Raw genomic sequence first — 231 nt, forward strand, 5'->3', positions numbered from 1 at the left:
GTTTAACCATGCTGCTTATGCTGATACCCAGTTTAACAAAGTGGGCGAGGCACGTATGGGATACCTGTTTTGGGATGTTTATGATGCAACGCTTTTTACTCCCTCTGGATCTTATAGTCCCAAGCAAACGCCGGTTAAATTTACTTTAACTTACCTGCGCGACTTTGATGCTAAAGACATTGTAAAAGCCACTAAAGAGCAATGGCAACATTTAGGTAAATCACAATTATC

1 pseudogene is annotated in these 231 nt (G+C 40.7%); it reads left to right on the top strand.

Annotation, left to right across the window (positions count from 1 at the left end):
* A pseudogene (locus AAEY94_RS20860) lies at positions 1 to 231 on the top strand (hypothetical protein); the annotation flags it as partial.

Origin of the sequence: Shewanella sp. AC34-MNA-CIBAN-0136, from assembly GCF_040309945.1 — a bacterium.
Taxonomy (GTDB): Bacteria; Pseudomonadota; Gammaproteobacteria; order Enterobacterales; family Shewanellaceae; genus Shewanella.